Source organism: Limnohabitans sp. (assembly GCF_036804465.1).
Classification (GTDB): Bacteria; Pseudomonadota; Gammaproteobacteria; order Burkholderiales; family Burkholderiaceae_C; genus Limnohabitans.
Genome location: NZ_DAIRSK010000022.1, coordinates 19,585 through 44,107 on the forward strand (window position 1 = coordinate 19,585; position 24,523 = coordinate 44,107).

Annotated in this window: 25 protein-coding genes and 1 pseudogene; 4 read left to right on the forward strand and 22 right to left on the reverse strand. The window is 49.6% G+C overall.

Annotated elements, in window-relative coordinates; genetic code table 11:
• Positions 1-210: 210 nt before the first annotated feature.
• The 8 genes from V7Q41_RS11760 to V7Q41_RS11795 all read right to left on the reverse strand — a co-directional run bounded on the left by V7Q41_RS11760 (position 211) and on the right by V7Q41_RS11795 (position 9,843).
• Positions 211-2,247, reverse strand: a complete 2,037-nt coding sequence (locus V7Q41_RS11760) for a 4-oxalomesaconate tautomerase (protein ID WP_333846055.1) — start codon at positions 2,245-2,247, stop codon at positions 211-213.
• Positions 2,248-2,253: 6 nt separating this feature from the next.
• Complete coding sequence (locus V7Q41_RS11765) at positions 2,254-3,225, reverse strand: Bug family tripartite tricarboxylate transporter substrate binding protein (protein ID WP_442918859.1); 972 nt, start codon at positions 3,223-3,225, stop codon at positions 2,254-2,256.
• 140 nt (positions 3,226-3,365) lie between these two features.
• Positions 3,366-4,286 carry a LysR family transcriptional regulator gene (locus V7Q41_RS11770; RefSeq protein ID WP_333846056.1) on the reverse strand — a complete coding sequence of 307 codons (921 nt, stop codon included), beginning with the start codon at positions 4,284-4,286 and terminating at the stop codon, positions 3,366-3,368.
• Positions 4,287-4,438: 152 nt separating this feature from the next.
• Positions 4,439-5,416: a Bug family tripartite tricarboxylate transporter substrate binding protein gene (locus tag V7Q41_RS11775; RefSeq protein WP_333846057.1), complete on the reverse strand. Its 978-nt coding sequence runs from the start codon at positions 5,414-5,416 to the stop codon at positions 4,439-4,441.
• Between the two features lie 31 nt (positions 5,417-5,447).
• Positions 5,448-6,995 (reverse strand): bifunctional 3-(3-hydroxy-phenyl)propionate/3-hydroxycinnamic acid hydroxylase, encoded by a 1,548-nt coding sequence (locus V7Q41_RS11780; RefSeq protein ID WP_333846058.1) that lies wholly within the window; start codon positions 6,993-6,995, stop codon positions 5,448-5,450.
• A gap of 2 nt (positions 6,996-6,997) precedes the next feature.
• Positions 6,998-7,861 carry a fumarylacetoacetate hydrolase family protein gene (locus V7Q41_RS11785; RefSeq protein ID WP_333846059.1) on the reverse strand — a complete coding sequence of 288 codons (864 nt, stop codon included), beginning with the start codon at positions 7,859-7,861 and terminating at the stop codon, positions 6,998-7,000.
• Between the two features lie 23 nt (positions 7,862-7,884).
• Entirely contained in the window at positions 7,885-8,787 is a 903-nt protein-coding gene (locus V7Q41_RS11790; protein WP_333846060.1) for a VOC family protein, read from the reverse strand.
• A 3-nt stretch (positions 8,788-8,790) separates the two neighbouring features.
• Positions 8,791-9,843, reverse strand: coding sequence for an amidohydrolase family protein (locus tag V7Q41_RS11795; protein ID WP_333846061.1), 1,053 nt, complete (start codon positions 9,841-9,843; stop codon positions 8,791-8,793).
• A gap of 119 nt (positions 9,844-9,962) precedes the next feature.
• Here V7Q41_RS11795 and V7Q41_RS11800 point away from each other — a divergent pair, with 119 nt between their 5' ends.
• Complete coding sequence (locus tag V7Q41_RS11800) at positions 9,963-10,916, forward strand: LysR family transcriptional regulator (protein WP_333846062.1); 954 nt, start codon at positions 9,963-9,965, stop codon at positions 10,914-10,916.
• 37 nt (positions 10,917-10,953) lie between these two features.
• Here V7Q41_RS11800 and V7Q41_RS11805 read toward each other — a convergent pair whose 3' ends face one another.
• The 5 genes from V7Q41_RS11805 to V7Q41_RS11825 all read right to left on the reverse strand — a co-directional run bounded on the left by V7Q41_RS11805 (position 10,954) and on the right by V7Q41_RS11825 (position 15,397).
• Positions 10,954-11,424 (reverse strand): CopD family protein, encoded by a 471-nt coding sequence (locus V7Q41_RS11805; RefSeq protein WP_333846063.1) that lies wholly within the window; start codon positions 11,422-11,424, stop codon positions 10,954-10,956.
• Positions 11,425-11,496: 72 nt separating this feature from the next.
• Positions 11,497-11,844, reverse strand: coding sequence for a SorU family sulfite dehydrogenase c-type cytochrome subunit (gene sorU / locus V7Q41_RS11810; protein WP_333846064.1), 348 nt, complete (start codon positions 11,842-11,844; stop codon positions 11,497-11,499).
• A complete protein-coding gene (gene sorT, locus V7Q41_RS11815) occupies positions 11,841-13,055 on the reverse strand; it encodes a SorT family sulfite dehydrogenase catalytic subunit (protein ID WP_333846065.1) in 1,215 nt (404 codons plus the stop codon). Before sorT ends, sorU begins: the two co-directional genes overlap by 4 nt.
• A gap of 210 nt (positions 13,056-13,265) precedes the next feature.
• A complete protein-coding gene (locus V7Q41_RS11820) occupies positions 13,266-13,970 on the reverse strand; it encodes a cupin domain-containing protein (protein ID WP_442918860.1) in 705 nt (234 codons plus the stop codon).
• Between the two features lie 86 nt (positions 13,971-14,056).
• Positions 14,057-15,397, reverse strand: coding sequence for a DASH family cryptochrome (locus V7Q41_RS11825; RefSeq protein WP_333846066.1), 1,341 nt, complete (start codon positions 15,395-15,397; stop codon positions 14,057-14,059).
• Between the two features lie 722 nt (positions 15,398-16,119).
• Here V7Q41_RS11825 and V7Q41_RS11830 point away from each other — a divergent pair.
• Both V7Q41_RS11830 and V7Q41_RS11835 read left to right on the forward strand, forming a co-directional pair.
• Positions 16,120-16,611, forward strand: a pseudogene (locus V7Q41_RS11830) (3'-5' exonuclease); the annotation flags it as partial.
• Between the two features lie 186 nt (positions 16,612-16,797).
• Complete coding sequence (locus V7Q41_RS11835) at positions 16,798-17,541, forward strand: hypothetical protein (protein WP_333846082.1); 744 nt, start codon at positions 16,798-16,800, stop codon at positions 17,539-17,541.
• A 68-nt stretch (positions 17,542-17,609) separates the two neighbouring features.
• Here V7Q41_RS11835 and V7Q41_RS11840 read toward each other — a convergent pair whose 3' ends face one another.
• The 8 genes from V7Q41_RS11840 to msrA form a co-directional block, all read right to left on the reverse strand.
• On the reverse strand, positions 17,610-18,752 hold the full coding sequence (locus tag V7Q41_RS11840; RefSeq protein ID WP_333846067.1) for a PQQ-dependent sugar dehydrogenase: 1,143 nt from the start codon (positions 18,750-18,752) through the stop codon (positions 17,610-17,612).
• Positions 18,753-18,785: 33 nt separating this feature from the next.
• Positions 18,786-19,514 carry a class I SAM-dependent methyltransferase gene (locus V7Q41_RS11845; RefSeq protein ID WP_333846068.1) on the reverse strand — a complete coding sequence of 243 codons (729 nt, stop codon included), beginning with the start codon at positions 19,512-19,514 and terminating at the stop codon, positions 18,786-18,788.
• Between the two features lie 38 nt (positions 19,515-19,552).
• Positions 19,553-19,876, reverse strand: coding sequence for a hypothetical protein (locus tag V7Q41_RS11850; RefSeq protein WP_333846069.1), 324 nt, complete (start codon positions 19,874-19,876; stop codon positions 19,553-19,555).
• Between the two features lie 93 nt (positions 19,877-19,969).
• Entirely contained in the window at positions 19,970-20,449 is a 480-nt protein-coding gene (locus V7Q41_RS11855) for a DoxX family membrane protein (protein ID WP_333846070.1), read from the reverse strand.
• 58 nt (positions 20,450-20,507) lie between these two features.
• Positions 20,508-20,885 (reverse strand): thiol-disulfide oxidoreductase DCC family protein, encoded by a 378-nt coding sequence (locus tag V7Q41_RS11860; RefSeq protein WP_333846072.1) that lies wholly within the window; start codon positions 20,883-20,885, stop codon positions 20,508-20,510.
• Positions 20,886-21,500 (reverse strand): GbsR/MarR family transcriptional regulator, encoded by a 615-nt coding sequence (locus V7Q41_RS11865; RefSeq protein WP_333846074.1) that lies wholly within the window; start codon positions 21,498-21,500, stop codon positions 20,886-20,888. It abuts the gene before it with no gap.
• 93 nt (positions 21,501-21,593) lie between these two features.
• Complete coding sequence (locus V7Q41_RS11870) at positions 21,594-22,166, reverse strand: demethoxyubiquinone hydroxylase family protein (RefSeq protein ID WP_333846075.1); 573 nt, start codon at positions 22,164-22,166, stop codon at positions 21,594-21,596.
• Positions 22,167-22,189: 23 nt separating this feature from the next.
• Entirely contained in the window at positions 22,190-22,684 is a 495-nt protein-coding gene (msrA, locus tag V7Q41_RS11875; RefSeq protein ID WP_333846076.1) for a peptide-methionine (S)-S-oxide reductase MsrA, read from the reverse strand.
• A gap of 199 nt (positions 22,685-22,883) precedes the next feature.
• Between msrA and V7Q41_RS11880 the strand changes: the two genes are divergently transcribed.
• Positions 22,884-23,447, forward strand: coding sequence for a pyridoxamine 5'-phosphate oxidase family protein (locus tag V7Q41_RS11880; RefSeq protein WP_333846077.1), 564 nt, complete (start codon positions 22,884-22,886; stop codon positions 23,445-23,447).
• Positions 23,448-23,905: 458 nt separating this feature from the next.
• Here V7Q41_RS11880 and V7Q41_RS11885 read toward each other — a convergent pair whose 3' ends face one another.
• The gene (locus tag V7Q41_RS11885; RefSeq protein WP_333846078.1) at positions 23,906-24,316 is read right to left on the reverse strand and encodes a DUF4149 domain-containing protein; all 411 of its coding nucleotides are present in this window, start codon (positions 24,314-24,316) and stop codon (positions 23,906-23,908) included.
• Positions 24,317-24,523: the final 207 nt, after the last annotated feature.

Genomic DNA, 24,523 nt, shown 5'->3' on the forward strand with positions numbered 1-24,523 from the left:
GACCATGAGTAACAGGAAACAAAAAAGTCCCTTGCTGGGCTAAACGGACTTGCAACGTAGATACATCCAGATTTACCTATATAAATCAATAGGTTACGCGGTTATTTTGGGGCGTGTAATAAAACGTGTAATAGCAATTCTGTTTTTATGAGCACTAAATTGTGGCTAACCGCTTACTTGAATTGTGAAGTGTTCAGAAAGCGCCAAGTCCTAGTCTGCAATCAAATCGGGACGTAACCCCGCCTGAATCACAACACGTTGCCATTTCTCACTCTCATTCATCAGCAAATCATGTAGCTCGCCGGGCGATGAGGTTTGCACGTTTGCGCCATCGGCTTGCATTCTTGCCACGATGTCAGAGTCGTTCAAAACATGATTGAGCGCAGAATTCAGATGTTTCACCACAGACGCTGGTGTTTTGGCTGGTGCAAACAAGGCATACCACTGCGTCAATTCAACACTAGGCACGCCGGCCTCAAGTAGGGTTGGAACGTTTGGCAAAGCATTCAATCGCGCTTTACCCGCCACCGCCAATGCCTTGAGTTTCCCGCTCCTCAAATAAGGTTGCGCCGTGAACAAACTTGGGAACATCACTTGAACCAAGCCGTTGGCTACTTCTCCAATGGCGGGGGAAGCGCCAGAGAAATCGACGCGTTGCATTTGTGTACCGGTTTGTAGCTTAAACAGCTCACCCGCAAAATGCGGCACGGTGCCAACACCCGCTGAAGCGTAGCTAGCACGACCCGCACTCTCTTTCAAATAACGAACCAAGTCTTGGATGCTATTGACAGGAAGCTCTGAAGGTACCACCAAGAGCGTGGGCGAGAAGCCAATCAAACCCACAGGCGAGAAATCGGCCATGGGGTCATAGCGCAGTTTCTGTAAAGCGGGATTAATTCCGTGTGTTGCAATATAGCCAAACATCAAGGTGTGACCATCGGCCTGCGATGCGGCCACATACTCGCAAGCCACAGATCCATTGGCACCCGCTCGGTTATCCACCACCACCGATTGCCCAAGAATCGGGCCTAGCTTGCGTGTGATCGTGCGCGCCATGGTGTCGTTGCCGCCGCCAGTACTCGTCGGCACGATGATCCGCACCTCACGCTGTGGATAAGTGCGAAATCCATGGCCAGAAGGTAGGCTGGAAGCCCCCGCATCTTTCAGCACGGGTGGGAAAACGTAATCAGGCAAATGCAAAATGCCCTGCATAATTTTTCTGGCAGTGCGAACCAACGCTGCACTGGTGAGTACAGCCTCATCACCCTCACCTTCAAGCTCAACCTCAACATCAATCTGCCCGGCGGGATGCAACACTACCAAGCCATGTCGACCTGGTGCCATCGCGTTTCCGCTGGCCACCGTACCCGGCAGAGAAAAAGCGGTTGCTACGCCAATGGCCCCCGTCACAGCATGAGAGGCGTGACACTTGTGCGGCGTGAAGTAACGTGAGGTGATGCTGTTGAAAGTGTCTCCCTCACTGACCAAAACAGGCTTGGGAATCACACTGTTTGATACGTCTCCTAAGCCCATCAACTGACCGGCTTGCAACCTTAATTTTTCGAGGCGATCCAAAAAATCGCGGTTGGCATCTAACTCTGCGGGACGTTCACGACCGGTCAAACCAAAGTCTTTGGCACGCAGCATCATCAACGGCATTGCGGCATCAATGCATGTCAGCTCCATGCCATCGATCACATCAATGCGATTGCCGGTTGGAAAAACCTTACCAGTTACTGCACCCCAAGCATCCAGAAAATTCAATAGCACTGGAGCCGCTGTGCCAGCCACGCCATCAATACGCGCGTCACCCTCGTAGCTCACTTTGCCATCAGGCGTGCAAACTGTGACCTCAATACGGGACTTGGTGTTCACATTGAAAACACGCACTTTGGTGGTTCCGTCTTGCGCAGGAATCAGTCCCTGATCAATTGCAAATGGCGCAACACCAGACAACATGTTTCCACAATTGGGCCGCGTGTCCACGGATTGATGGCCCACGCCCACTTGCGCAAATAAGTAATCGATGTCGCAATCAGCTTGTGTTGACTTGGACACGATGGCCACTTTGCTGTTGAGCGTGCTGCCGCCACCCAGACCATCCAGCTGCAATGGGTCGGATGCCCCGATGGCACCAATCAAAGCTTGATCGCGCGCCTCATCCGACTCGGGCAACCAATCACGCAGAAAAAATGGGCCACGCGAAGTGCCAGCTCTCATCAAAACGCAGGGGAGTGAAATAGTCATAGTGCCTTAATCTGCACTGATCTTGGCCGTGGCAACAACAGAGCGCCAACGCACCAACTCTTTTTGAACCAGTGTCTTGAGTTGCTCAGGTGTTCCCGTTTCAACCTCTGCGCCCTGATCTTCAATTTTTTTCTCATTGGCTTTGTCATTGAGCACAATATTCACTTCTTTATTCAAGCGCTGAATCACCGCTGATGGTGTTTTAGCGGGTGCAAACAAGGCATACCACTGACCTATGTCCACATTGGGAATGCCCTGCTCAGCTAATGTGGGCACATCGGGCAACAAAGGTGAACGCTTTGCACCTGCCAAACCCAAGGCTTTAATTTTCCCGCCTTTAACTTGTGGATATGCGGTAAACAAACTGGGAAACATGACTTGGGTCGTCCCGCCGATCGTGTCAACAATCGCAGGTGCAGACCCTTTGTAAGGCACGTGCTCCATATCTGAACCTGTACTCATTTTGAATAACTCGGCCGCGAAATGGGGAGCGGTTCCTTTGCCAGCAGATGCGTAATTCATGACACCTGGCTTTGACTTTGATAAGGCCACAAACTCGGTCGCATTCTTGACGGGCAATGCATTGTTTGCAACCATCAAGATTGGAGAACTCGCGACCAAGCCAATTGGTTCAAAGTCAGCTATTGGGTCGTATTTGAGTTTTTGCAGGGCTGGGTTCATGCCATGTGTAGCGATATAACCAAATAAAATCGTATGTCCATCTGCAGGCGCTCGTGCGACAAATTCAGAAGCAATCGCGCCATTGGCACCTGCTTTGTTATCCACCACAACTGGTTGACCCAGTCGCACTTGCAAACCTTGCGCAATGATGCGAGCCATCGCATCGTTGGCACCACCCGCAGCCGTGGGCACCACAATCGTGATCGTCTTAGTAGGGAAACTTTGAGCCAAGGCATCTGCGTGGATCAGCCAAGAACCCATCATGAACAACGGCACAGAAAGCGCACGCAAAACCATGCGCTTATCACATTTAAAATTTCTTTTCAAACTTTTATCCGACATTTGTATCTCCTGTTCATTAACGAATGGAGGTATGTTCCGTCTGATCAGCTAGTTTGTAAAATGCAAATTACGGGTTTATTGATGCGATTAACGCATCAAATGATGAGCCGCTTTTTCTTGCTGAGAGATTCGACTGTCACCTTCTTTAAGACATCGCAAAAAGCTGCTGCTGCAGGCGACAAGGTCGCTCCTTTTCTTTGGATCAAAACAACTTTGCGCTTAACGATGGGTTCTATCAAAGGTATACGAATCACACCGGGGCGATCGTTTTCGCCACAAGACGAGGACGGCAAGATGGAACATCCCACCCCTGCCGCCACCAAATTGATGGCCGTTGCATGGTGCTGAACTTCGTAGGCTCCTGTCAGACTGATTCCACGCTTAGCCAACTGATAATCCATGAAAACACGGGTTGCCACAAAGTTACTCACCACAATCAAATTGGCATCGCTCATGTCGGACCAACGCACAGATTTTTTCTTACTCAGCGGATGGTTTTTACGACAAAAAAACATCAACGGATCTTCAAACAACTGCGTTTCCACTAGATTGGGATGTTTTTCACCATGAATTGAAATACCAACTTCTGCTTGGTTGGAAAGCACCGCCTCCCGCACTTGGTAAGACGTAGCGTCCACCAGGCGAATTCTGTTGTTGGGAAATTTTTCTGCGTACAACCTGATGAGGTTGGGCAGAATGTAAGCCGCCATCGTGGGCACACAAGAGAGTGTGAAGTTGCCAGTGGAATACTTGGATTTATCTTTCAGCCGAGTCACAGCCGCCGACATGTCATGCACGATTGATCGCGCCTGCGGTAAAAAATCTTCGCCGACAGAAGTGAGTTTGACAAAACGAGTCGTGCGATCTAACAGCTTTAAATCCAAATAAGCCTCTAGTTTTTGTACTCGGCGCGTCAAAGCCGTTTGGCTGATATTCAAGCGTTCAGCCGCTTTGTGAAAGCCACCAAGCTCTGCAACTGTGACGAAAGCTTGTACGCCATCAAAATCAATTTTCATAAGAGTAATCCCTTGGATTTAGGCTTGGACTATTGATGCAAATAACGCATCAATGATTCAAATTTATACAACAATCTTAATCACAAATTGATTCGTAACTTTGCCACATGCTCAACATAACTAGGTCAACCATAGCTGCATCTCATCATTCGCTATTCGGGTAACACACCAATTTCTTTGGTCACCTCAGTCCAGCGTGCGAGCTCGGCTAATAAGAACTTGCGCACATCCTCTTCAGACATCGTGGCATCCGTCAACGGCCCGATGTTGGCAATACGCCCAGAGAGCTCTTTATCTGCCAACAACACATTTACCTCACGATTGAGCTTGGTGATGGCCTGCGCTGGCGTTCCCCTGGGCGCCACAATTGCAAACCAGCCAACCATGTCAAAGCTGCCGAGTTTTTCAGAGAGTGCGGGAACATTTTCCCACCCAGGCACACGCTTGGCTGCTGTTGTGGCGATGACGCGCAGCTTGCCCTGTTTAGCCAACTGCGCGGTGGAGGCCAAATCAGCCACCAGGGCATCCACATGGCCTCCCATCAAGTTCTGTGAGCCCACGCCCACGTTGGCATAGGGAACCAGATTGGCGGCTGCTTTGGACCGAGCGTTAAATAAGCGCGCGATCATGCCGCTGAAGGTCCGCGGGCCTTCGTTACCGATCGAAAACTGACCGTTGGACGCTTTGGATTTCGCAATTAAATCGTCGATGCTTTGAATGGGTGAATTGGCATCCACCAAAATGGCAAACGGGCTGCGTGCAATGAAAGCAACAGGCACAAAGTCTTTTTGCACATCGTAGGCCAACTGCTTGAAGAGCAAGGTGTTGGTGATCAGGGCGGCAGTTGTTGCAAAATAAAACGTGTAGCCGTCAGGCGCTGATCGGGCTGCAGCTTGGGCCCCAATCACGTTTTGACCGCCTGGCTTGTTGTCAATTACCACGGGCTGCCCCAATGCAGTGCCTAATCGCTCGCCTAGCAAGCGCGCCACATTGTCAGGACCAGAACCGGCGGGCTGCGACAAAATAAACTTGATAGCTTTATCGGGCCATGCGCTGTTCTGCGCCCATGCAGGGGTGCCAACAGAAATACCACCGATTGCAACCATTTCCATAAATTGTCTACGTTCCATGAATATCTCCAGTGATGAGTGATGACTTGCTTTAAACCAATTTCAACGAATCGAGTTGATGCGAAACATCTTGTGGTGTTAGACAAACACCATAGATGTAATGATCTGGACGAACAATGGCTGCCTGGACGCCATGCTTTTCAAACCACAGCTGCAAGACGCCTTCGGCCTCCGTTAAGGAGACTGTCCCCAGTTTCAAGGACAGCAGAGATGGCAAATGATGGTGTTTTGCAGCTTGTGCGAATTCATCGCTTGCAGTAGCGCTGAACACGATCTTCCAGCCCGCATGGTGGATGTCATCCATGCGCACCTTCTCTCCATTACTGAGCATCAGCAACGGTTGCGGAAAGATCGTGCCTCTCGCTGGATGGACCACCGAACCCAACGAGCCAACAGTCAAAGCGGGCTGAACATCTTGGCGTGGCATGGGTTTAACCACGCCTCCAGCATCGGCCAAAAGTTTTTCATCGCGCGCACGGGCTTTCGCCACATCGCGTTCGGTGATGATCTTGCCGATGCCCTTGATGCGTGTGGTCAACTCTGTCACATGGGCTTTGCGTTCTGTGCCGTATGAGTCAAGCAGAGTATCTGCCGCCCCCTCTTGCAACACCGACGTCAAACGCCAGCACAGGTTGACGGCATCACGCACGCCTTGACACATACCTTGCCCGAGAAACGGTGGTTGCTGATGCGCAGCATCACCAGCAACAAAAACGCGCCCTTTGCGCCAACGATCAGCGACCAAGGCATGAAAGCGGTAAGTGGCTTGACGCCAAAGTTCGCCATCCGCGGGTGTCAACCAAGGCGCTAAGAGCTTCCACGTACCTTCTGGCGTGGCCAGCACTTTGGGATCTTCACCTTCATTGATCGAGATCTCCCAGCGCCTGTGGTTTCCAGGGCCAATCACATACGTCGAAGGCCGCTCAGGGTTGCAATACTGCACGCTCGTGGTCGGCAATTTGGCCAGTCCGTGTTCGTTCACACGCACATCCACCACAAGCCAGGGCTCATCAAACCCTAAGTCTTCAAGCTGAATACCCGCCAAAGACCGAACTGCGCTGCTGGCCCCGTCACACCCGATCACGTAACGCGCCTTCACCTGGGAGGGTTGCCCTTGTTCGTTATGAAGGGTCAAGGTAGCCAGGTCCGCGTCTTGCGTCAAGTCGGTAACCGTCATACCCAGTTGGCGGGTAACTGAAGGATGAGAGCCCACGTAGTTGCGCAAAATCGCCTCGACTGGCGGCTGGGTGAACACCACGGATGGTGTATGTGAAAGCGGGTACGGAGCGGCCACCGTAGACATGCGTTTAATCACCTGCCCGTCCACCCCGTAATAAACCGAGTCGGTAAAGGGTTCAAGGAAGGGCTTTATTTTTTTAGCCACCCCCATTTGCTGAAACACACGGGAAATCTCGTGGTCTAAGGCAATCGCACGGGGTTTGTCATAGACCTCATGCGACTTGTCGCACACAAAGGTTCGAATGCCTTGCTTACCCAGCAAGCCTGCGGCGATAGCGCCAGTTGGACCAAATCCAACAATGGCAACGTCGAACAGTTCTGGACTGATCTCTGAACCCATGATCAGATGACCTCAGCCTTGATCTTGTTACGAAGTAGACCAATGTTTTCGATTTCAATTTCGATCGTGTCATCGTGCCTCATCCAAACTGGAGGCGTTCGCGCCTGACCAACACCTGCTGGCGTTCCCATGACGATCACGTCACCAGGTTCAAGCGTGACACATTCAGTCAACAACTTGATTGTTTCAGCGACACCCCAAATCATGTCGCGCGTGTTTGCGCTCTGCATCACCTGACCATTGAGACGAGTTTGAATACTTAAGCCCTCTGCACCCGCGGGCAACTCATCGGCAGTGACCAGCACAGGGCCGAAACCACCGGTCTTATCAAAGTTTTTACCAATCGTCCACTGTGGCGTTTTCTTTTGATAGTCGCGGACTGAAATATCGTTAAAGCAACTGTAGCCAAACACACAGTCCAAAGCGTTTTCAATCGTTGCATGCTTGACGGTCTTACCAATCACAACAGCTAACTCGGCTTCGTAATCCAAACGCTCTGAGACTATCGGAAGAATGGCATCTTCATTAGGTGCAAGCAAGGACGTGGCAGAGCGCAGAAAAAACCATGGATATTCAGGTTTATCACGCCCCCCCTCTTTCGCGTGATCAAAATAATTTAAGCCAAGACAAATGATTTTTCCAGGTTCTGGAATGAGGGCTGAGATATGCAAGCTCGCCATAGGTAAACGTTCAGCATTTGAACTCAGCGCATTTTTTGCAGCAGCTGCCAAATCCACACCTGACTTCAATGCCAAACGAAGATCTGCATCGACTTGAGGCTGTGCTTTGTTGAAGTCGATCACGTGAGCGCCATCGACCAATCCCAGTCGATCTTTTCCTTCTTTGTGAAATGTTGTGAATTTCATACTGAATCCTATAGGAAATATTTTTAAGAAACAAAAACAACTGCTTTTTGCGCATCTTTGAGTCGAGGACTCGGTGGCGCAGAAATGCCCCATTGATCAACGCGACCAGGGGGCCAAGTCCAATCAGTGGGCTGACCTGATTTGTAGCTGTCATCGATCTGCTGAACCTCGGCGGTGTACTCAATGACGACATCAAAGGGGCCAACAAAATAGTTGAAAGCGTTGTCGCCTGGGCCATGACGACCGGGTCCCCACTCAATACCGTAGCCCGCATCACGCATACGCCCCCCGCCTCGCATGACCGAATCCACATCAGGCATCAAAAATGCAATGTGGTTAAGTGCATCGTTGTCTGAATCACCAAGCGCAATGCTGTGATGATCACTGTTACAACGCATAAAGGCCATGATGCGTGTCCGGTCAGACAATGAAAAATCAAGCACTGACTCCATGAAAGCACGGGTGGATTCAACATCATGGCTATTCAGCACAGCATGGGCCAATCGAATGGGCCGGTCCTGCACCTCATGGGCATCTGCATGCATGGCATCCCCGTAGACCAGTTGAAACACGCGACCGTCGGGATCGATCACCGTCACGGATTGCCCTCCCCCAGGCTCAGTGACTTCTGCAATGGGCTTGAGTACTTTGCCTCCAGCAGCAACCGCTGCTTTTGCAACTTTTTCCAAAGCAGACAGATCCCGGGCACGCAAAGTGACGCATCGAATCTTCGCCGGCCCATCCGCTTGATGCAGTTCAAGCAAGTGATGATCGGCCCCTGTACCGCGGAAATAAATGGCCTGCTCGCTCTTGGCCACCACATCCAAATGCCAAATCGATGTGTAGAAATGTTCAGCAGCCACCAAATCAGGAACGGTGAGCGAAACGCTGCGCAAAGCGCTGACAAGAGAAGATGAATGCGTCATGCGTTACTCCAAATTAATTGATTCAATACCAAGAAATCTTTTGGCATTTGTAGAAGTCAATTGCTCGATGACCTGCGCGTCAAATCCAGCTTCTTTGATTCGCTCAACAGGGTGTTTGTCATGAAAGTTAAACGGATAATCGGTCCCGATCATCAACTGCGACGAGCCAAATGTGTGAACCAGATGGCGCAGGGTCTGCAAATCAAAAACCAAGGTGTCGAAATACAACGCCTTGACTTGATCTACTGGCGATAAATGCACACTCTCCCGCAGGGCAGGAAAAACGGACATGGCTTGTTGCAACCGAGGCAATAGCATGGCCAAAGTCCCGCCACCATGACTGAATGCAATTCGCAACTTAGGATAACGATGCATCAAGTTGCCAGTCAAGACAGATGCCGCCGCCAAACCCACATCGGTGGGATACGCCAATACCTGTTGCAAGGGTGCAGGCCCCACCAATCGATCCATACCAACGGGCCTCAAGGCATGCACAAACACCGGCATATCCAGAGCAACGCAAGCTTCAAAAAATGGATCAAGCTTGGGGTCTCCAATCACCACGCCATTGATGTTGCTTCCTACTTCCACACCGCAAAGACCTAAGGTGTGCTTGATGTAGTGCAATTCTTTGATGGCAAGCGTCAAATCTTGTAATGGAACGGCGCCAAGGCCCACGATCTTGCCTCCGGACTCATTGACCATGGAAGCAATTTGTTCATTCAAGAATCTAACCAACTGGGAACCATCGGCGGGAGAAAGCCAATAAGACAGCAACTCAGGCATGGGCGAAATCGCCTGCAGTTGCAAGCCCATTTCTTGAAAATCTGCCAAACGACGCGACGTGCTCCAACACTTATCAGAAACTGTTCTGTAGTTCTTCCCATCAATCATGACGTGACGATGGCAAGCATCTGCCGGAGCCATCGAAGGCCATCCAGGGGGTGTCGCACCCCCTAGGTATTTAGGAAACTCTACTGGAATGACGTGCGCATGAACGTCAACACCACAGCAACAAGGCATCACCGTGCTCTGGCCGCAATACATCTGTTGCATGACTTCGTCTCCGTTGTACTTATCAAGCTCTGAGACACTTGATTTGTTTTGTGTCAGCGAGTCTATGGATCACGCAAACATTCGTCTAGATAATTTTTTAGATACATAATATCCACCGTATGGATATTAGATCTCTGGACTTGAATCTGTTGGTCGTGTTTGACGCAATGCTCAAACACCAGAATGTCACCAAGGCAGCCGAAGCGATTAAGCTGAGTCAGCCCGCGATGAGTGCCGCCATTTCAAGACTCAGGACACTCTTTGACGACCCATTATTTGTTCGCACTGGTGCTGGCATGGCACCCACGCCCAAAGCACAAGCTTTGAGCCCAAGCATTCGAATGGTTGTCCAAACCATCCAAACCGACATCTTGCAACCCAAGAGCTTTGATCCATTCCGCAGCGATCGCACATTCACCTTGGTTACACCAGACATTGCTGAGGTAAATTTTTTGCCTCGATTGCTTTCGACGCTGGCAGAAAAATCTCCTCACATTAGCCTCAAGACCCTTGCCATGCCGAGGGAGGCCGCTGCTAACTCGCTAGAGGCCGGCAGTGCAGAGATGGCAATTGGTTACTTTCCAGATTTACACAAGGCTGGATTCTTTCAACAAAAGCTAATTAGCAGCTCGCACGTTTGTTTGGTTCGAAAAAAGCATCCAGATATCAGAGAAAAACTAACATTGGAACAGTTCGCAAAAGCTTCACATGCAGTTGTCAAGCCAGATGGCAGAGAGCATGTGTTCGAACAATTTTTGCAAAGCAAAAACATCAAAAGACGCGTTGTTGTGGAGCTCTCTCACTTCATGAGCTTATTGCCAATCATCGAAACGTCTAACTTGATCGCAACCGTCCCTAAAGATCTCGCTGATTTCTTTGTTCAACATGGTGAAGTGCGTTATGTCTCAACACCAATGAAATCACCCATCATCGATGTACATCTTTTCTGGCACCAGAGATTTCAAAAAGATTCAGCACATATTTGGCTTCGGCAGGTGATAAATCAACTTTTTAGTCAGGGCAGATTGAATAAAGAATTAAACACATCTCCCAAGCAATCCACGCCTAAATGATGTCGTACAAAGAGGGAAGCTCCACCCTCCCCTTTCATCAGCCTAACAAAGTAACCAGCGCCACAATCAGCACACCCAGACCCAAGTTCACTGCTACCCATTTGCGTATCGAGGCCAAAGCAACAGCTCCAGCCTCCCAGTCCATAGACTCTGCAGCCACACTCAAGCGTTTGAATAACGCAAAGCGGATGTGCGCAAAAATCAACATCATCAATATGCCTAAAGCAGCCATTAAGGTCCAGCTCAAGGGCATAGAAAAGCTAGAGCCGCTTTGAACCAACTGCTTGGCGACACGGCCAATCATCCACAGCCCTGTCACCAATGACACCAGCACAGCGACTGACACCGCATTAAAGAACCTTCGCAAAACCTCATGCATCAGCCGAACCCGTTCGGGCACCTCTAAGCTCATCACGGCCGGACGTAAGAAAAAGTGAGCGAACACCATGCCACCAATCCACACAATAGTGGCCAAGACGTGAGCTAGCTTGAGTAAGGCATAAACCATAATGATTCTTTCAGCAACTAAATTGACCAATCATCCCAGCAAAATACGGTTGAACAGCTAGTACTCAAGCAATTAAGGTGAGCCTCCGCTGGCTTTAGAGACATAGCGAGCCAAGGCCTCTATTTGACTGTCAGAGAGCTTAGCCCCATAGGATGGCATGTTGCCAAGGCCGTTGCGCACCGCTTTAGCCACGCGCTGCGCGTTGGGCTTGATTTCGTCTAGGACGGGCCCCACAGCGCCTTCTGACTGCGCATCATTGAGCGTGTGGCAAATGGAGCAGGCAGGCACCGCCTTAAGAAAAAGCGACTTCCCCGCTATGTAGGCGGGGTCATTGGACTGAGCGTGGGCAAAGCATGCTGCGCCAAGGATGGGGTAAAGCGTTAACTTAAGCGCCACGCGCCAGAACAACCTTAAGCTCATGCCACCGTGACTTTCACTGAATGGTCCATCCAACTGCTGTTGTTGTAACCACTGACGTTTTCGCCTCGTGTTTCGGGTTGTACATTACCAGCGGCATCTGTGGCACGACTTGCAAGCGTGTAGTTGCCAGCAGGTAGTCTTGCCGACAATACAAATTGTCTCCATGCGTATTTGCCCATGTCTGGCCCAACGAGGCGTGCCTCTCTCCAGCTTTTGCCGCCATCGATCGATACCTCGACTTTTTTAACGGCATTCATTCCACCAAAGGCAACGCCTTGGATTTGCATCAAACCAGCTGAAGGGGCATTTCCTTCGCCGTTGGGTGAGTTGATCCAAGACTTAACGCTCATCTCCAGCACAGATGGTTGAGTAGGGTCGGATTTGGCGCCTGGGGGCGTGATTCGGTAGCCATGCGACATGATCCGCGCATCGCTTTCCGCTGCAGTAAAAGCAAGTTGCTTGATGTACTTGATGTTGTTGACGCCGGTGTAACCCGGCACGATCAGGCGAAGAGGCCCGCCGTGCGCCAGAGAAATAGGAGTACCGTTCATTTCCCATGCCAATAAAGCATCGGCCATCGCAGCCACAGGAACCGAGCGCTCAACGATGACGCTTTTAGGGTCGATACCCTCCGGTAGCTTTTCACCACCGGTTCCAGTCATGAAAGGTTTCGCACCATCGAGACCGCCAAGTGCTTCGACCACAGCCCGCACGGGCACACCACTCCAAACAACGCAACCGGCTGCACCCACAGTCCAAGGAGTACCGCTGGGCTTGCTTGGGAAAAAGCCTCGGCCATTACCCGAACACTGAAGCACCATCGCAACTGTTTCCAGACCCATAGACTTGAGCTGACCTACGGTGAGCTTGCGTGGGTTTTTTACACCTTCAATGTTGACTTCCCACGAGTCACGACTAGCAAGGATAGAGGAGTCAGGCGCTGGCAGGTTATTGCGAATGTAAAGCTGCTCGGCTGGAGTTATCACGCTGGTACCAAAGGCGCTACGTTTGGTCTCAAGGGTGCTGCTGCTGTGGACGATGAGGCTAGCAGGATCCTTCCAGTTCACGTAAGTCGGAAGCGGTCTGGGTGCTGCAAGAGGGGCTGTCTGAGCGGAAGCGCCGCGCGTGAATGTTGCGAGGCCTGCCGCCGCAAGAGTACCAAGACTGGCACCCAGCAAGTGTCGACGGGGAAGTGATGTGTCGTGATTCATAGATACTCTCCAATTTTTTGTGATGGGTGTAGGCAAGAAATTCTTGAGGACAACTAAAAACAAAAAGGGTTTTACCACAACCCTAAAACACTTTTCATGGTTAAGCCTGAAACAGCACCGCAGAATCTTCACCAAATTTTTAGAAGTTTTTCAAATTAAGTTACGACGCTAAAGCAGAGCACTACTTAGAAATGGAATGCCATTACTCAGCTAGTCAAGCAGATGTCCGGTTTTAACAAAAATGGTGCAGCCCTCTTTGCTAAAAGGTTGATGCAAGCTCATGTGCGGACTTCTTATCCACGACCCAGTTGGATAACGTCCATGTTCATCTTCAAACACGCCATCCACGACAAAGATTTCCTCACCGCCATAGTGCCTATGCGGATTGAAAAAAGTTTGTGGTGCCCATCTAACCAGAGTAGAACCACTCCCCTGCTGCATCAGAGGCATGACATTCAAACCCGTCACCATACCTTGCAACCAAGGAGCTGATGTCGTGTCAATGACTTCTCGCACCACTTGGTGAGGACCCAGATGGCGCAGTTTTACAAACAAGGTGCAGCCAGATTCACTAAATGGTGCGTGTGAAGAACCTGGGGGATTCATGATGTAAGTTCCAGCAGGATAGTTACCAGTCTCATCACTGAATGTCCCATCCAAAACAAAAATCTCTTCCCCAAGCTCATGGTGATGGGCTTGAAACTTAGAACCTGGCTTGTAGCGAACGATTGAAGTAGCTTTCGCCACTTCATCGCCTTGGCGCTCCAACATACGCCTTTCCACGCCTGAATCGGGGCTAGGGATCCACGGTAAGTCATGATGATTGGTCACGACTCTTTCACTGTAATCAGCATTGATATTCATTTGTATAGAGGCAACTTTTTTAGTGAATATGTGACTTGCCTCGTGGCTCATCCATGGGTTCAGAAAGTCTTCAGCATGCAATCAAAAAAGACCAAGTCGAAATCGTCAGAACTTAATTGCAAAATTTAAAAGAGGTCTCAATTCCAAAGTCTGCGGTAAGCGCCGTCGCCGTCGTAGTCTTGAGCCTGCTTGTCGGGGTTGAAGCGCCTAGACCCTCTGGGGTCCGTACCGCGACCGCTCAGGTAGAGCCAGTTGCCTTGGTTGTTGTACACGTCAAAGTCAATCAGTTGCGATTCAAACCAAGCAGCACCGGCACGCCAGTCGCAGCGCAAATCGTGGATCAAAAAGCTTGCTAGGTTTTGTCGCATGCGGTTGGATGAATAGCCCGTGGCGTTGAGTTCGCGCATGCCCGCATCAATGAATGCTTTGCCAGTGCGGCCTGTGCGCCAGTGCTCAAAGCCACGTGTGTTGTGGGTGAGTGTGGGCAACGGCGCGTCGGACAGACCGCGCTTCCAATACATGCGCTCACCGTACTTGAGGTGGAGCCAACGGAAGTGGTCGCGCCACAGCAATTCGAAGCCTATCCAATAAGTGCTGTCGGTTGCCCCGTATTTCGCCTCGAAGCTGCGGATGGCAGTCCAGGCCTGACGTGCAGACAATGCGCCGGTAGCCAACCAAGGGGACCACTTGGTCGAGTAATTGGCACCCACCAACCCGTTGCGTGTAGCCTTGTAGGTGTGGGGTAAGTCACGGCTGCAGTACTTGACTAAATGCGCGAGGGCTGCACGTTCACCGCCGTGAAACTCGGGCTGTGACCAAGGAAACGCCGAACGTGGGTCGTCTAAGATCACGCATGGGTCTGTCGTGTGTCCAAGGGCATGTTGCAACTCGTGCACTGAACCCAAAGCGGCCTGATTCGGCAATGCAGGCATTGTCGTCACCGTGGCCACGGGTTGGGCAGGCGCAAACGTTTGGCGCTCGACCGCACGTCGGAAACTAGAAAACTCGTCGGGCACATCGTGCGGCTCAAACGGCAATTGGTCGGGCGCCATGAGCGTCGACTGCCAAACGGTTTGGACGTCGATTCCACGTTGTTGCATGGCCTGAATGTTGGCCTCTTCATAGGGAGCAGCAATGTCTTCGCAAACCAAGGTGCTGGCGCTGAAGTGCTCCATCAGCTCAGCCAACACTTCACTGGGATCACCGGTGATTTGCAACAGCTGGCTGCCCAGCTCAACCAATTGCTGCGATACATCTTGCACCGCCATAGCGGTCCACGCCAAGCGGTGAGCGCTGGTGCGCACAAAGCCCCAAGGGCTGGTCAGCTGCAATGCGGTGTCGTGCACATACACCGGCAGCAACCAAGTTTGTTGCTTCTCAGCCAGCTCAATGGCTTGATGCAAGGCGGAGTTGTCGTGCAAGCGCAGGTCGTTTCTGAACCAGTAAACAACGCCAGAGCGGGCTTTTGATAATGTCATTTTTTATGCAGTGTCTTGGAGTCGCGGGATGAGTCCATCTTCCCTTCAATCCGCACCCTCGTCATTAGTCTCGTGATGTCCAAACCTTGTACCTGAGTCAGTTGACTCCTCGCTAGACCTTTGACTTAGCGCATGACGAATAAACTGTTTTTCGTAGTGCCGGTTACGTCGATTTTTTTTAGCCATCGATCGTTGACCCAAGCGTTTGTCAACCACTATGCTGGCAAGCGAACTCAGATCATCTAGCCCTTTGATTGAGTTGGGTGAATTTCTGCGTGTCATATGGTTTGTAAGTAACCCACTGATTTTTCGTTAATGTTGCAAAGTGCTGAGCGCCAAAAATTGTTAGGCTTTTTTTATTCAACCAACACGCAGACAGTGTCGATTCACAAGAATCGATCAAAAGCAATTTTATGAGAGCTCACAACTTGATGCAGGCGCTCTCAAGAGCAACGCCTCTGTGGCAAGACGCCCAGCTGCAACGACTCCTAGACGTTCAGACTGGTTTAGCAGCAAGTGGTCATAAGCATCCAATCCAACAAATCCCACGACATCAGGTGTGTCCGCAGCAAGAAGACTTGCCAGTCCACCTGCTGAAAAACCGACGAGCATGACACGATTGGTGCTGATCCCAAAAGTATTTGTGCTACGAAGGCCTGCTGATCACGGCTCTTGGGTTGTTTATGTAGGATGAAGAAAAGTCCTAGAACCCTAACTTTTCAATGAAACTCAAAGAAACCGAATTCCCTTTCCTTGCCTTTGTCGACATCGAAACCACGGGCGGCAATGCCGATCGTGACCGGATCACCGAAATCGGAATTAAGACACTGGCCCAGGGACAAGAAAGTGCTTGGGAATGCTTGGTGGATCCACAAACCTTCATTCCTCAAAACATTCAGAGATTGACTGGAATCACGCCTGATATGGTGGCTGGCCGCCCTCCATTTGATGAACTCGCACTACAAATAAAGAATGAGCTTGAAGGAAAAATTTTTGTTGCTCACAACGCACGCTTTGACTTTGGCTTTATCAAAGCCTCTTTCAAACGCTTGGGTATGGATTTTCGGCCGAAGGTTCTCTGCACCGTCAAACTCTCGCGGCTACTGTTCCCGCAACAGGCCCGGCACAACTTGGACACCATCGTCGCTGTCCACGGGCTCAAGGTAACTGCACGGCACAGAGCCCTAGGCGATGCCGATTTGCTGGTCCAGTTTTGGCGGGTGTGTGAAAAGACATTTGGCCAAGAGCGCTTGCTTGAGGCGGTTCGCCAGTTGGTGGGCCAAGTCAGCCTGCCACCCAACATCAGCCAATCTGTCATTGACGCAATTCCAGATACGCCAGGTTGCTATATTTTTAATGGCGAACACCACGCGCCTTTGTACATTGGCAAAAGTATTTCCATGCGCACCCGTGTGATGAGTCATTTTCAAAGTGCGCTGACCGTGCGCAAAGAAATGAAGCTGTCTCAACAAGTTCATCACATCGAGTGGATCGAAACAAGCGGTGAATTGAGTGCTTTGGTTTTGGAGGCCAAGCTCATCAAGGAGCGCATGCCGAGCATGAACATCAAGCTTCGTCGTTCGAAGGACTTGTGCGCATGGCAATTGAGCCAAGACACATCAGGCTGTGACAGACCCACTCTCATTACCCACAAGCATTTGCAACCTGGCGTACAAGAGAATCTGTTTGGTCTTTTTTACAATAAAAAAGAAGCGATGGGCTACTTAGCAGCAGTCGCCAAGAAGTACCAATTGTGTGAGGCCTTGCTGGGCTTAGAAAAAGTAGACGAGGGTAAGCCTTGCTTTGGCTACCAAGTCAAACAATGCCACGGCGCATGCATTGGCAAAGTGTCTTTGGCGGCACACAACCTCAAGTTGAGAACAGCGCTTCAGCTTTACAAGGTACCAGTCTGGTCATTTGCCGGGGCGGTGGCAATCAAAGACGGGCACAGCATGCTTGTAATCAACAAATGGTGTTACTTGGGCACAGCCAATGATCACGATGAGTTGGAGGACTTTGCCCAGTCTAAAGATTTGAACTTTGATCTTGACATTTACAAGATCATAAAAAAAGCAATAACTGGTTCTCACAAAGTGAATGTTGTGAACCTGTCCTCAAGCCAAAGAGTTGACCGCTTTTCTTGATGCAACGAAGAGATCTTGATTGATATGACTAAGCCTGTTTGCTCGCGCATCAAAGCTTGCTTAAAGATTTATTTCAGCACTAACCGAATCAACTGGCCACGCGTATTGTCAGTGAGCACGTATAACCAACCATCGGGCCCCTGACGAACATCGCGAATTCGCTGACCTAGTTCCTCAAGAAGCTTATGCTCTTTGATGACTTTGCCGCCAAACGGTTGGCTGAGCTCTATCCGATTGAGGTATCCAAATTTAAGCGAACCCACAAAAAGGTTACCGACCCAAGCGCGACCGTAGCGTTCGCTGCTTAAAAAGGCCATGCCCGATGGCGCAATGGATGGAACCCAGTAATGCAAAGGCTGTTCCATGCCCTTTTGAGAGGTAAGACCCAGACCGATTTTTCCGCCGCCGTAGTTTTCTCCGTAGGTGATCACCGGCCAACCGTAGTTACGTCCGGATAAAACTAGGTTGATCTCATCACCGCCCTGCGGGCCATGTTCGTGAGTCCACAGGCTGCCATCGGGCGAAAAAACTGCACCTTGTACATTGCGGTGACCATAAGACCATATTTCCGGTAACGCACCTGAACGCTTGACGAATGGGTTGTTGTCAGGAACCTTGCCATCTTTGTAAATTCTGACAATCTTGCCTTGATGATTGTCGAGAGATTGCGCGTCGTTCATCTGGCTGTATCGGTCGCCCAAGGTCAGAAAAAGCATGCCGTCAGGTTTGCTGTTGGTCTGGCTTTCAACGATTCGACATCCAAAATGTGCACTGCTCGCCACCTTGGGCTTTTGACTGAAAATAATTTTCAGTTCTTCTAGCCGCAAACGGTCAGAGGATAAGCGGGCCCTTGCAAGCGCGGTGCTGTTGCCACCTTGGCCGGGCTCAGAAAAGCAAAAGTACAAAGTATTGTTGTTGACAAAATCAGTGTCTAGCAGCACATCTAGCAAACCGCCTTGACCTTGCGCCGCCATACTAGGTAGACCAAAAACAGGCGCACCCACATCACCATTTGGCTCAATCACTCGTAATCGCCCGGGTCGCTCGGTCACTAAAAATCGACCCTCAGGTAAAAACGCTACTGCCCAGGGATTTTGTAGATTGGAGGCCACGACTTCAGCGCGAACCGTTTGAGCCTGTGCAAGCGGCGCTGCCAAGGTGAAAATTATTGAAATAAATGCCAGAGTCAGGTGCTTAACAATACAAGCCATCTATTTCTTTCTGAATGTCGGTCTGGTGTCTGATTAGTTCCGCTTACGAAACACCACCACATGCTGCCAAGGCAAGGTTTTTACCGTGCGCTCCCATTCAAGTGCGAAAACAGCCGCCTCGCGCTTTATCTGCACCTCGCTCATCTTGTGCAGCTGTTTGATAGGAACGAGCGGGTCTTCGGCTTTGTACTCAACAAAGACAAGTCGGCCACCGGGCTTTAAGGCCTTGAGCAGGCTGGCCATGACTTCGTAGGGATAGGCTAGCTCGTGATAGACGTCAACCATAACCGCCAGGTCCAGCGATGAAGCGGGTAACTTGACGTCGTCAACTGCACTTAGCTTCACTTCAATTTGACTGAGTCCACTGCGCTTTACTCCCGCTTGAAGAAGGTTAACCATTTCTGGCTGCACATCAACAGCCCAGACCTTGCCCCCTGGCATCACCAAAGGCGCCATGCGTCGAGAAAGATAACCGGTGCCGGCTCCGATATCGGCAACCACGTCACCAGGCTTCAACATCAATGCAGCCAGCAACAGGTCTGTACGCTCTTCGCGTTCGCGCTCCTGGCGCTCAAGCCATGACGCTCCCTGCCACCCCATCACCGCTGAGATTTCGCGCCCCATGTAGCTTTTGCCGATACCGTCTGCACTGGCCGGTAATTGGCTGTAGCGCTCAACATTTGCTAAAGGCTGCGCTTGAACCGCGCTGGTTGCAATCGTGAGTGCTGCGCAGATGCAGCAAAAAAGAGTTGACGGATTCATTTCATTCTTTGAAGGTGGGCCTAATCAAAAATATATTTCTAGGTAGTTATGCCACGGCCTTTTTCTACACAAATGTTTAGCGCCTTAGATTTCAATTGTTTTAACCAATTTGGGGTTGAATTTTTGTTTTTATTAAACTGATCCAACTGATCTGGTGTAGCTTTTTCTAAGATAAATCCTGCCTCACATTTGCAGTAGCCCCTGAAATCATCTGCCTGAAATGAATTACCTTTGACACTTTTATGAGCGGTCAACTGTTCATTGGTACATGTTTTTTGTAGGTCCAAAGAAAGTTCATTTGCAAAAGTTTGCATACAGATAAGCATGAAAGATAAAACTAGTAATTTTTTAATTAAATTCATATTTTTAGCAGCAAATAGGTTCGAACAATGCAGTCCAACAGGCTTTGAAACCTGTTGAACTTACTTATCAATCGGGGCAAGCGCAATTAGATGTCAAGATTTTTTGTCAACGGCAACTGCCCAATTTCCTCTAAGTCCGAAATAGAAACCACCGGTCCAAAGAGAAAAATGCATGTAGTCTGTCAGCATGAATGTCAGTAAGCTCTCTGGCTTGAGAACAGTCCAAATGATGCCAGTGGTGACACAGCACATCACAATTCCGCTAAAGCGGGTGACCATATCTCCTAAGACGGCGAAAAACGCTACGTCTTTTACTTTTGGAATCGTGGCTAATCCACCTAATAAAAGTCCCAACCCAGCCGCGACTTCGCCGTAGCAAACAAACCACCAAACCAGAGCAGGTATGCCCATGCCTTCTCCGACAGCTGGATCAAATGGAAACTTGCTGAGTCCTTGGTTAATGAATAACAAAGAAAGTGGTATCCGTAAAAGGATGTGGCTAAAGCTGATGTCAGGCAGCTGTTGCCAATAATTTTTTAAATTGAAGATAGCAGGTGATCTTTGCAGCGCCATATCTATAGTCTTTCCATGAAGTGAGTTGAAAATTTAAGGGTGGTTGAGAGTGAAAAAATTAAGTAGTTCTTTTTTTAAATAAAGATTGCATCCGTGGTCGAATTTTCAGAAAACTTGTGTAGCCAAATTCCATTGCTTGCAAGGCTCCTGGCAGCCTAGCAACTGCAGCGAGCCGCCTCCAGCCGGGTAATTGCTGCCATACATGCACAAATGCAACTGCACCTGAAATAAATTCTCCGTTAGGCTTGATGACATGGAACCTTTGCATCAATTCCTGTTTGGTCTTTCCTATTGGAACTACAAAGTCATGAGCGGAGACATCTACCCAATCAATCTGACTGGTCGGAGTAATTAGTTTGTACTGATTTATTTCAGCAGTACATATCGGACATGAACCGTCAAACAATACTGTGGAGATGTTTTCTTTGGAAAGCATTTATTGATTTCCTCCAATTTCGATACTGGCATCTTTATTTTTAGCAGCTGTTACATCTTGAGCTTTGCCAGTAAAAACGCCTTTGACACGGTCCTTGATCTCCAAAAACTTTTGGACTTTCGATCCCATTTGCATGAGCTTGGTCAGTGTCGGGGAGTCAATTTTCATAACGTCATCCAGCCAGTTGGTCATCAGATCGATAAATCCATGCATTTGTCGCATACGCTCCTGAGCGTGAATGTCGGCCACAACGCTGGGTTGCTCCATCAATGCGTCACGAAGCATTGAAAGCGTGGGATCAATTTCTCGCTTGCGCCGTTCAGCAGCCAGCGTGCGAAAAATAACCCACATATCTTCAGGTGCCTGGAAGTACTCGCGCCTGTCATTGGGCTGATGAATAAGGCGAACCAAATTCCATGATTGAAGCTCTTTTAAGCCCATGCTGACGTTGGAGCGAGAAAAACCCAAAGCCTCACCGAGTTCATCGGCATTCAGCGGCTTAGAGGAGACATATAGCAAGGCATAGAGTTGCCCAACAGTCCGGTTGATTCCCCAACGGCTGCCCATTTCGCCAAAGTGCATGACGAAACGCTGAGTAAGTGGTGGTAAATTCATATAAGCTTCATTATTGAGATTTCAATAATATCTGAAACTTCAGGAACTCACATAACAGCCCTAGCCGAAAGGGGTATTCAAACCAAATGTCACTCAAATGTGGCGACAGACCACCACGGCATTGCGTGAGCCCCAGGAAACCATTGCGCACCAAATCCGTAAGCAAATTCCTTTATTGAAGGATCCACATGCCGATGCGGCTTCATCACGGTGCGCGACCTCATCTGCCTGGCACTCTTGCAATGTTTGAAGCAAAAGGACAAGTTCTGGGTGCGCTTTCAAATCTTGCATTTGCTCTTCGTAATGGAGGTCGACAAACGTCTCAACAGATTCGATCGTGGCGTACACCGCCCTAGGTCCAAACAATGCCGGCAGCGCGCCCGTCAGAAAACCCGCTAGCTTCCACACAGGCAGTAATCGGCTGAAATGCTCAGGCGGCAACCATTCTTTAACCCGCTTCAGGTGATTCAGTTCAGTGGCTAAATGGTGCTGAGCAAATTCACGCAGTGCCGCATCACGGGCAAACATCAACACACCTTTGTAAATACACACGGCACCAACCTCACCCGCGTGATCTGTTCGCAAATCAGCCACTACCTTTGGCGGAAGTTGCTGACCTGGAACCTTCAAGGAGGTACAAAACTCACTCGTTGCTGTTATCAACATAGTTAGGGCGCAATCTGTTCAGACTAAGTTGGCAGCACCCAGTTTTTCCTGATGAAGTGGCAGGTATAACCGTCAGGATCTTTTTCTAGGTAATCTTGATGCTCTGGCTCAGCCTCCCAAAAATCGCCCACTGGACATAACTCGGTCACAACCTTGCCAGGCCAGAGGCCGCTGGCGTTGACATCGGCAATAGTTTTAATTGCTTCCAAGCGCTGAGATTCGCCAGTGAAATAAATCGCAGAGCGATAGGACATGCCAACATCATTACCTTGGCGTTTAGGTGTCGTTGGATCATGGATTTGAAAGAAAAATTCCAGAATACGACGGTAGCTCAGCACGCTTGGATCAAAGTAAATTTCTATACCTTCTGCATGTGTACCGTGGTTGCGATACGTCGCGTTTTGAACATCACCCCCGGTGTACCCAACGCGAGTACTTTGCACACCGGGTATTTTTCGGATGAGGTCCTGCATGCCCCAAAAACAACCACCCGCCAGAACTGCTCGTTCAGTTTGCATAATAAAGTCCTTCAAATTGGCTCAAATAATCGGAGTAGCCTGAGACTGCAATTCAAACTTTTGCAGAAAAAGCGGTTAGCTTTCTTGGCTCTAACCTTTCAGATATTTTTGCATGCTCTTGATCTACCGGTAAGGTGGCTACAGCAAAGTTGAGTGCAAAGTACTGGCACTCTGGCATTCCCCAAATCATTAGACAAATATGAAAACCACATTAGAAACACCCAACGAAATACGCAGTCAGATCTGGCAAGAACTGAGTCGAGCTGCAAGGGATAGGCATCACGCGTGGCGTACTCCGGTTATCGCAACTGCTTGCAAAGACGGCTCTGTCAATGCGCGAACCGTAGTACTCAGAAACGTTGATAAGAACGCGGGCCTACTTCAAATTTTCACGGATGCTCGCAGCCCTAAGGCGACTGAATTGACGTCACAGCCCAAATCGGTTTTTGTATTTTGGAGCAGCCGACTAGGCTGGCAACTGCGCGTAAGCGTGAACGCCACGTTACTCAGCAAGGGGCCGCTGGTCGAGCGGTTGTGGAGTGAGGTTAAAGAATCGCCAGCCGCCTCGGACTACCTTAGTTCTTTTGCACCTGGAACACCGCTTGCAAAGAGCAACAATAAAACCAAGGATGAAGCTCTGAATACATCACATTTTGCGGTTTTAAATGCGCAAGTGCTTGAAATAGATTGGCTTGAATTGGCAAGAACTGGACATCGTCGTGCAAGGCTGACAGCTAACAATTGGGAATGGCTAGTTCCTTGATACAAAGCGCTTGAAAATAACCATGAAAAACCAATTGGGCTTGAACCTCACACATTTAGATGCACGTTCAAAGACAAATTAAACCTGCCCTTTCAAGCGGCTTCGTCTTGCAGGTGGATTGAATTCACAGGGTTTATCTTTGACCCAATTGATGAATTTAGCCATTTCTGGATGGTCTCTCAGCGCTTGTGGACTTGCGTATTTTTTGGCCAATTCAGTCTCAGTGAACAAGGCATGAATTTGCTTGTGACAAGCACGGTGCAGATAGACCGTCACATCACCGCCCCGTGATTTAGGAATCAAGTGGTGCGCGTCTCGCAGCGCTGGCGGAATTGGGCGATCGCAAAGTGCGCAGACTGCAAGCGCTGCTAATTTGACTTGCATCTCTTGTGCGCGAGCTTCAGACTGAAGACGCTTGATACGCCCTTTTGGCAATGTCGTAATCCAAGGACTGTAAGTTATCGACTACCCAATTGGATCAAGGCAATAGCAGCCAAAACGATATGACCCAATGTCAGGACAACGGAAAATCCGTGTAACCACAAAAAGCGTTTTTTAAAGCCCGAATCAGTCGCTTGGTTGATCGCAGGCATCAACACTTGTCGAGCTGGAATGGTGGTCAGCGCCACAACAGCCATCAATGTTGCGCTGAATGGATCAAAAAGAAATGACAACGCAGTTGCCAAGCCAGAAGAAAAAATCACAAAAAGATAAAACGGTGGGAACGCTTTTCTCAAGAGCATTCGAACTTCTGCGGGGGGCAAATACTTGAACAAGAAAGCCGCAAATCCTGCTGAAAAAAGTAGCATGCCGCCAAACAACAAAGCAACTACCAAAAGACTTGCCATTTGCAAATAAGCATCAACCATCAAACCATCCTTTAAATTTAAATAGCTTAGAACACTTGCATGACACTCATGCAGAAAAGGCTATTCATGGCTGGGATCAAAGAGACCACACATAAGGATGGGCCAACTGCCTGATCATCAAACGCGCAAAGGCGCGCAGTCACAAGTTAAACATCAGTTGACGATCAAGCGTGCGTTTTGTAACTCGCCGATGAGGCCCACAACGGC